Genomic DNA, 7,909 nt, shown 5'->3' with positions numbered 1-7,909 from the left:
GGCGACGGCGTGGCCGTCGTCGTGCCACTTCATGCCGGAGTCGCGGTAGGTCCCGAAGCCGCCGAGGAACCGGTAGTCGGTGACGCCGAGCTCGGCCATCGCCGCCGCGAGCTCGCCCTTCCGGTGCTCGCCGAGCCCGTCGTCCTTGTCGGCGGCGAGGTGCTCCAGCTCGGGGATCAGGATCTCGCCCATCTCGCCGGCGGTGCAGGTCACCAGCGTGACGCCGCAGCCCGCGGCGGCGTACTTCGCCATGGTCGCGCCCTGGCCGATCGACTCGTCGTCAGGGTGCGCGTGAACGAGGAGCAGCCGGTGTGCCGGGGTGTCGGTCATGCCCACGAGCGTAATGATGGTCCCCATGCGTCTCGGTCGTCACCTCGTCTCATCGGCCCTGGGGCTCACGCTCGTGGCCGCGCCCACGCTGACGGGGTGCGGTCTCTTCGACGGTGGGTCGAGGCTCGACGAGGCCTTCGAGTACCTGCCTGCAGACAGCTACTCGGTCGTCTTCACCGACCGGCAAGCGATCGCGGAGCGGAAGGGTGTTGACGACATCGATCCGCGAGATGTCAGCGAGGACGACATCGAGCGCTACCGGACGGCCCTCGAAGTCGAGTCGAACGGCACCATCCTCAGCGGTTCGCTCGCGGCGATGCAGAACGCATCGTTCAACGAGTTCGACATCGTCTGGGAGGCCGAGACGTCGTGGGGGGACTTCGCAACTGCCCGCGGCGCGGGACACGCGATGGTGTGGAAGGTCACCGACGACTTCGACTTCGACGCGCTTGCGGAAGAACTGTCCGACCTCGACTACTCGGGCACCTCGACGGGCGAGGCTCAGCAGTTCACGGCGAACGACGCCGGAGCGGTCGGCGGCACGTACACGTGGAGCCACATGCTGCTCGTGCCCGACGAACAACTGGTGGCGGGGACGGCGTGGGAAGGCTCCCTGGACACCATTGCTGGCGTCGCGGCCGACGATGTCGACTCTCTTGCGGACGACGGTGAGTTCGACGACCTCGCCGAGGTAGCGGGCGAGGCTGAGCACGTCGCGTTGACGGGCGGTGCCGCGACCTGCGGACTCGAGAGCGGGCATCCGATACCGGAACGGTTCTGGCCGGAGTACGCGGACCTCGAGGCGCCCGCGCGCCGAGCACTTGTCATTTCCAGCGAGTCGGCGGAGAGCCAGTTCGTGCTCGAGTACGCGGAGGACAGCACGGCGGAGGATGACGTCGACGCCCGGCGGCAACTGGTTGCCGAGGGGATCGAGCCGCAGGGCCGCCAACCCTTCTCCGCACTGGGAGAGTTCGATGTCGAGCGCGACGGCGACCTCATCGTGGTGTCCGCCGAGTACGAACGAGGGCCGCAACAGGCACTCAGCGCCTTTATCGGCGGTACCGGGCCCGACCTCTGCCTGCCCGACTGATCACTCCGGCCGCTTGATCCGCTTCGGCTCGTCCGGCAGCGGCAGCGGGGCGGCAGGGGTCTCGTCGTCGAGGTCCAGCCAGCCGTCGTACGTCTCGACCAGCATCTCCAGCTGGATCATCGGCGCGTCGGTGAGCACGGCCCACGGGTGGTCCTCGTCGTCGTCCTCCCCGGCCAGCGGTTCGCGGACGACGGTCGCCTCGAAGCCGCCGCGGGTGAGCGCCAACGCCACGGCGCGCGCGTCGTCCTCGTCGAAGAAGATGCCCCTCACAGGAGTCATCATCTACGTATGACCGCCGTGGACCAGCCGCCCCCTCCGCCCCTCGGCGTCCATCTCACCCGCACCGAGGAGAACATCGGCCAGGTCGACGCCCTCGCCGACCTGCTCGCGGAGCATGGCGGCGGACGGGTCGGCGCCGCCGGCGTGGTCGGCGACCTGGACCGCCGGATGCGGCGCACCTACCTGCCGCACCCGCGGCTGCTCGGCCTCGCCGTCGACCGGGCCCTCACCTGGGAGGCCCGGGACCGCCGCGACCTGCGGTGGTATCCGCAGGGGATCAGCAACTCCGTGCGCACCGACGTCGAGCGGGACGTGCTCGTCACGTCCTGGTACTCCAAGCACGGGGAAGGCTCGCGGGTCAGCTTCATCGACCTGGAGACCAAGCGCTACCGGCACGTGCTGCTGGTCGAGCCGACCGTCACCGACGGCGTCGCCGGGCTCAAGCCGCTCAAGGCGCACGCCGGCGGGATCGTCTGGCACGGCCCCTACCTGCACGTCGCGGCGACCGGACGGGGCTTCCTGACCTGCCGGGTCGAGGACGTGATGAGGGTGCCGGCATCGGCCGGGTTGGCGACGTACGGCCACGAGTACGTGCTGCCCGTGCGGTTCGCCTACCGCGCCGCCAACGAGGAGGGGGTGGAGCGGCTCCGCTTCTCGTTCATGACGCTGGACCGCAGCACCGACCCGCCGTCGCTGGTCGTCGGCGAGTACGGCAACAGCAAGCAGACCCGACGTCTCGCCCGCTTCCCGACCGACCCGGCGACGGGGCTGCTCGCGACCGCGGAGGACGGGGTCTCGCGCCCGATCCTCGACGGCGAGGACGGGCTGCGGCGGATGCAGGGCGTCGCGGTCGTGGACGGCACCTACTTCGTCACCTCCTCCCACGGCTCGAGCTACGGCCACCTGCACGTCGGCACACCCGGCTCGTTCCGCACCAAGCGCTGGGCCACACCACCGGGGCCCGAGGACCTCGTCTACTGGCCCGAGACCGACCTGCTCTGGTCCCTCAGCGAGCACCCCGGTCGCCGCTGGGTGTTCGCGATGAGCCGTTCGCGGCTGCTCCGGTAGGTTCGCGGGGGATGGACACGACGATCTGGCGCGAGCTCGGCGATCCGCTGGTCGCCGGGGCAATTGACGGCCCGCTCGCGGGATCGACGGTCGCCGTCAAGGACCTGTACGACGTCGCGGGCCACCCCGTCGGCGCCGGCAACCGGGCCCGGCTCGCCACCGCCGTGCCGGCCCCCGACCACGCCCGGGTGGTGGCCGACCTGCTCGCCGCCGGGACGTCGGTGCAGGGCATCACGCAGACCGACGAGTTCGCCTACTCGCTCTTCGGGGTCAACGAGCACTACGGCGCACCGCCCAATCCCGCCGCCCCGGGACGGGTTCCCGGTGGCTCGTCGTCCGGGTCGGCCGCCGCGGTCGCCCTCGGGGAGGTCACCGTCGGGCTCGGCAGTGACACCGGCGGTTCGATCCGGGTGCCGGCCGCCTACCAGGGCCTCTACGGGATCCGCACCACCCATGGTCTGGTCTCCCGCGACGGGCTGCTGCCCCTGGCCCCGACCTTCGACGCCGTCGGCTGGCTGACCCGCGACCCCGAGGAGCTGGCCCGGGTCGGCGAGGTGCTGCTCCCCGCTTCCCCCGGCGGCGGTGACGACCTGGTCGTGGTCCCCGAACTCATCCACCTCGCCGACCGCGACGTCTCGACGGCCGTGACCAGCTGGCTCCCCGGGACGGCAGCGGACGAGGAGTGGGACCTCACCGACCTGCCGGCGTGGCGGGAGGCCTTCATCGTGCTCCAGGCCTGGGAGGCGTGGCAGGCGCACGGCGCCTGGCTCGAGGTGCGGCTCGACACCCTCGGCGCGGACGTGCGGGGGCGCTTCGAACGGGCCAGCGGCGTGACCACCGCGGAGGCCGACGACGCGCGCGCGACGGTCGACGGTGCACGTCGTACGATCCGCGACCTGGTGGGCGACCGCGTGCTGATCCTGCCCTCGGCGCCGACCGTCGCGCCGCGCTTCGGCGACGACCTGACGGTGCAGATGCAGGCGATCCGGGCGACGACGCTCGCTCTCACCTGCATCGCCGGGATCGGCGGCCTGCCTGCCGTCAGCATCCCGCTGACGACCGTCGAGGGCCTGCCGTGCGGCGTCTGCCTGGTCGCCGCGCCCGGACGCGACCGCGACCTGCTGGACCTCGCCCAGCAGCTTGACGGAGAACTCGGCAGCCCGTAAGCCCCCGTGCAACGCCTGTTTCGGCGTACCTTCTCCTCGCGGCCCTTGTTTCGAGGCCGAGGAGAGGCAGGACCGTCCGTGCGGATCGAGGAGTTCAACGCGCTGCCCGACGACCGGGTCGATGCGGCGCTTCGGGCGTGCGTCGGCATCGACTCCTGGGTGCACGTCCTCGCCGTCGGCCGCCCGTACGACGACGCCGCCCAGGTTCTCGCCACCGCCCGCGCCCAGGCGGCCACCTGGACGCCCGCCGAGGTCGAGGGCGCGCTGGCCGACCACCCGCGCATCGGTGAGCGTCCGACCGGGACCGGGGCGGCCGCCGCGCACTCGCGCACCGAGCAGGGCGGGCTCGACCCCGCCGACGAGGAGCTCGCCGAGCGTCTTCGGGCGGGCAACCTCGCCTACGAGGAGCGGTTCGGACGGATCTACCTGGTGCGCGCGAAGGGCCGCTCGGGCACCGAGCTGCTCACGCTGTTGGAGGAGCGGCTGGGCAACGAGCCGGCCGACGAGCTCGCGGTCACGAAGCAGCAGCTCGGTGAGATCGCACTGCTCCGGATGGAGGACCTGTTCGCATGAGCACCTGTTCGACCCACGTCCTCGACGCCGCGCTGGGGCGACCCGCAGCGGGCGTCGTCGTACTCCTGACGGCAGCGGACGGCAGCTCCGAGCGGGCCGCGACCGACGCGGACGGCCGAGTCCGGTTCGAGACCCATCTCGGCGCGGGCGGGCACCGGATCACCTACGCGACCGGCGAGTGGTTCGGTGCGGCCGGCCGGGAGACGTTCTTCCCGACGGTCACGCTCGACTTCTCCACCGTCGCCGACCAGCCGCACTACCACGTGGCGCTGCTGCTGAGCCCCTACTCCTACACCAGCTATCGGGGCAGCTGATGACACACCGAGGACTGGGGACCAGATGAGGATCGACGAGCGGATCGCCGAGCGCCACGACGCGCTCACGCCGCAGGAGCGGCGCGCCGCCGCGACGCTGCTCGAGCACCTCGACGACCTGGCGACGTACCGCGCGGCCGAGCTCGCCGACCTCGCGGGCGTCAGCCGGGCGACGATGAGCCGCCTGTTCCGCAGCCTCGGCTTCGAGGACTTCGACGAGGTGCGCGAACACCTGCGGGCACTCCGGAGCGCCGGCGAGCCGCGGCTGGTCGACGGCGCGCCCAACGCGGAGGCGCTGGCCTCGATCGAGCAGGCGGCGATCCTGCGGGCGATCGAGCATCCCCGGATCCCCGAGGTCGCGGGACTGATCGCGCTGGCGCGGAAGGTGTACGTCATCGGCTGGCGCAACAGCTATCCGGTCGCGCTGCACCTGCGGGAGCAGCTGGTCCAGGCACGCGCCGACGTGGAGGTCGGGCCGGCGCCGGCCCAGACCACCGGCGAGGAGCTGGTCGGCCTCGGTCCCGACGACGTCGTCGTCGTCGTGGGCTTCCGCCGCCGGCCGCACGGCTTCGCGGGCTTCCTCGCCGAGGCCAGCACCACGGGCGCCTCGGTGATCCTGATCGGCGATCCCACCGCCGTCGCCCACGCGTCGCAGGTGTCGATCTGGCTCGAGTGCCCCCTGCAGCACTCGCTGGCGTTCGACAGCTACGCAGCGCCGATGGCGATGGTGAGCGTCCTGGCCGACGCGGTTCTCGGTGCCTGTGGGCGCGCGGGCAGCCGCCGGGTGCGATCGATCACGGAGACCTACGAGCGGATGGGCGAGGTGGAGTGATGCCGACGACCGACGACACGACCTGGCTGGCCCACGCCGTCGACCTCGCGACCGCGAACGTGGCCGGCGGTGGCGGCCCGTTCGGGGCGGTGATCGTGCGCGGGGACGAGCTGGTGTCCACCGGGCAGAACCGGGTCACGAGGGACAACGACCCGACCGCGCATGCCGAGGTGGTCGCGATCCGCTCGGCGTGCTCGGTGCTGGGCGACTTCAGCCTCGCCGGCTGCACTCTCTACACGTCGTGCGAGCCCTGCCCGCTCTGCGTCTCCGCCGCACTGTGGGCCCGGTTGGACCGGGTCGTCTTCGCCGCCGATCGCGACGACGCGGCCCGCGGCGGCTTCGACGACCGGGAGTTCTACGAGCTGTTCGAGCGGCCGCGCACCGAGTGGACCATGGCCGTCTCCGCCCACCCGCTGCCCACCGGCTTCGCGCCGTTCGAAGCCTGGCTCGCGAAGTCCGACCGGGTCAGGTACTGACCCGCGACCGCGGCACCAGGTCGAGTACGACGGGACCCGGCGACTCCGGGACGCAGCAGGTCAGGTCGGTCCGGCAGGTGTCGGGAGGCGGGGCGGCGCGGAGGGCCATCCGCACCGAGTCGAGCTGGGCGGCGAACCCGCGCAGCTCGTCGATCCGCTCCTCGATCTCGGCCTGCTTCTCGTCGATCAGCTGACCGACCCGCTCCGCGGCGTTGGCGCAGTGGGTGCCGGCCCAGATGCCGAGCAGCGAGCCGACCTGCTCACAGCTGAGGCCCATCCGTCGGGCACGGGTCACGAACAGCAGCCGAGCCGCGTCGTCCTCGTCGTAGTCGCGATAACCGGACGAGGTGCGCGACGGGCCGGACAGCAGGCCGATCCGCTCGTAGTAGCGCACCGTCGAGGTGGCCACTCCGACCCGCTCGGCGAGCTCGGAGATCCGCATCTGCCCACGGTAGACCTTGCACCCGGGTTCAAGGTCAAGTGCTGGTCCTTGCCTTTCGTCGCCTTGACATTGCACCGCGGTTCAAGGCCTACGGTCCGCGCCATGGGACCGACCAGCGGTCCCCGAGCAAGGAGAAGAACGATGGGCAGCTTCACCCGGGACAACACCGACCTCGCGATCGAGCTCGACGGCTTCGGCACCCAGCACCGCGCCCGGGCAGGCGACATGTTCGTCGCCCTCGAGCAGTGGAAGGCCGGGCTCGACACCGGCCCGATGTTCGCCGACCTGCCGGGCGGCGCCTGCAGCGAGCCGCACTGGGGCTACTGCCTCAAGGGGAGCGTGACCGTGCGGTTCAACGACGGCGCGGACGAGACGATCAAGGCCGGCGACGCCTACTTCATCCGCCCCGGCCACAACGTCCACATCGACGAGGACACCGAGTTCGTCGAGTTCACCCGCGCCGACGAGACGCCGGGCATCAACACCGTCGCCGTCTGACGGACCCGAGAAGGCTCAGCGCGGCAGCAGCGCCAGCTGCCGCGACTGGGCGACCAGGCGGTCCGCGGAGTCCCAGACCTCGCAGTCCTCCTCGAACATCCCGCCCGCGATGTTGCGGGTGCGGTGGCGCAGCCGCAGCCAGCCGGGAGCGGGCTTGGCCCGCACGTGGGCGGTCAGCTCCACGGTCGGCGCCCAGCCGACCAGGCCGAGGTCGAAGGTCACGGGAGGGAGTGCGTCGACGGCCATCAGCAGCGCCAGCGGGTCGGGCTCGCGGTCGTCGGCCAGCCGGAACCACGCCGTGATCTGCCCGCGGCCGCTCGGCTTGCCCACCGCCCAGCCGACCTCGTCGGGGTGGAAGAGCATCTCGAAACGCTGGGTGAACGGCGCCATCTGCTTGACCTCGTCGGGCGCCAGCGTGTTGGACACGCACTCCTCGCGCGGCGGGATCGCGATCGGCTCGGCGGTGGTGCGCACGTCGTCGGAGGGGAACGCGTCGAGGTCGCCGTACGTCGCGAGCACCGTCAGCCGCACGTCGTCGTCCTGCACCAGGTCGGCGGCGACGGTGGCGGTGCGGCCACCCACCCGCTGCGGGCGTACGACGGCGCGGGCGGGCCCGGCGACCGCCGGCGAGATGTAGTAGGCGCTGACCGCGACCGGGTCGGGGTGCTCGGGCAGCGCGGCCCGGATCGCGTTGCCGAGCAGCGAGAGCTGGTAGCCGCCGTTGAGACCTCCGCCGACCCGCCAGCCGTCGGACATGGTGCCGACGAAGTCGTCGCCGCTCGGGGTCACGGCGATGTCGCGGTCGAACTCGGACTGGGCACCGGCGTCGGCGGGCAGCTGG

At 72.0% G+C, this 7,909-nt stretch carries 12 protein-coding genes; 8 read left to right on the top strand and 4 right to left on the bottom strand.

Translation table 11 applies throughout. From position 1 onward, the window contains the following. On the bottom strand, window positions 1–330 hold a 330-nt coding region (locus tag H0488_RS20115), incomplete at its 3' end, for a PIG-L family deacetylase (RefSeq protein ID WP_183101010.1). A 25-nt stretch (window positions 331–355) separates the two neighbouring features. Here H0488_RS20115 and H0488_RS20110 point away from each other — a divergent pair. Continuing rightward, window positions 356–1,420, top strand: a complete 1,065-nt coding sequence (locus H0488_RS20110; protein ID WP_183101009.1) for a hypothetical protein — start codon at window positions 356–358, stop codon at window positions 1,418–1,420. Here H0488_RS20110 and H0488_RS20105 read toward each other — a convergent pair whose 3' ends face one another. Further along, window positions 1,421–1,690, bottom strand: coding sequence for a hypothetical protein (locus H0488_RS20105; RefSeq protein WP_183101008.1), 270 nt, complete (start codon window positions 1,688–1,690; stop codon window positions 1,421–1,423). 18 nt (window positions 1,691–1,708) lie between these two features. Here H0488_RS20105 and H0488_RS20100 point away from each other — a divergent pair, with 18 nt between their 5' ends. The 6 genes from H0488_RS20100 (at window position 1,709) to H0488_RS20075 (ending at window position 6,128) form a co-directional block, all read left to right on the top strand. Next, entirely contained in the window at window positions 1,709–2,767 is a 1,059-nt protein-coding gene (locus H0488_RS20100) for a hypothetical protein (protein ID WP_183101007.1), read from the top strand. A gap of 11 nt (window positions 2,768–2,778) precedes the next feature. Further along, complete coding sequence (locus H0488_RS20095; RefSeq protein WP_183101006.1) at window positions 2,779–3,933, top strand: amidase; 1,155 nt, start codon at window positions 2,779–2,781, stop codon at window positions 3,931–3,933. Between the two features lie 78 nt (window positions 3,934–4,011). Next, complete coding sequence (gene uraD, locus H0488_RS20090; protein WP_183101005.1) at window positions 4,012–4,506, top strand: 2-oxo-4-hydroxy-4-carboxy-5-ureidoimidazoline decarboxylase; 495 nt, start codon at window positions 4,012–4,014, stop codon at window positions 4,504–4,506. Further along, on the top strand, window positions 4,503–4,820 hold the full coding sequence (gene uraH / locus H0488_RS20085) for a hydroxyisourate hydrolase (RefSeq protein WP_183101004.1): 318 nt from the start codon (window positions 4,503–4,505) through the stop codon (window positions 4,818–4,820). Before uraD ends, uraH begins: the two co-directional genes overlap by 4 nt. A gap of 25 nt (window positions 4,821–4,845) precedes the next feature. Continuing rightward, on the top strand, window positions 4,846–5,652 hold the full coding sequence (locus tag H0488_RS20080; RefSeq protein WP_183101003.1) for a MurR/RpiR family transcriptional regulator: 807 nt from the start codon (window positions 4,846–4,848) through the stop codon (window positions 5,650–5,652). Continuing rightward, window positions 5,652–6,128, top strand: a complete 477-nt coding sequence (locus tag H0488_RS20075) for a nucleoside deaminase (RefSeq protein ID WP_183101002.1) — start codon at window positions 5,652–5,654, stop codon at window positions 6,126–6,128. The genes H0488_RS20080 and H0488_RS20075 overlap by 1 nt, the downstream gene beginning before the upstream one ends. On the opposite strand, the gene H0488_RS20070 is transcribed toward H0488_RS20075, so the two are convergent. Then, window positions 6,118–6,570, bottom strand: a complete 453-nt coding sequence (locus tag H0488_RS20070; RefSeq protein WP_183101001.1) for a MerR family transcriptional regulator — start codon at window positions 6,568–6,570, stop codon at window positions 6,118–6,120. The two genes, H0488_RS20075 and H0488_RS20070, sit on opposite strands and share 11 nt — an antisense overlap. 141 nt (window positions 6,571–6,711) lie before the next feature. Here H0488_RS20070 and H0488_RS20065 point away from each other — a divergent pair, with 141 nt between their 5' ends. Beyond that, window positions 6,712–7,068: a cupin domain-containing protein gene (locus H0488_RS20065; protein ID WP_183101000.1), complete on the top strand. Its 357-nt coding sequence runs from the start codon at window positions 6,712–6,714 to the stop codon at window positions 7,066–7,068. Between the two features lie 15 nt (window positions 7,069–7,083). On the opposite strand, the gene H0488_RS20060 is transcribed toward H0488_RS20065, so the two are convergent. Continuing rightward, on the bottom strand, window positions 7,084–7,909 hold an 826-nt coding region (locus tag H0488_RS20060; protein WP_312856452.1), incomplete at its 5' end, for a thioesterase family protein.

Source organism: Nocardioides pelophilus, from assembly GCF_014180685.1.
Lineage (GTDB): Bacteria > Actinomycetota > Actinomycetes > Propionibacteriales > Nocardioidaceae > Nocardioides > Nocardioides pelophilus.
Note: the sequence above shows the minus strand (reverse complement) of the source record. Positions and strands in the feature narration are given on the sequence as shown.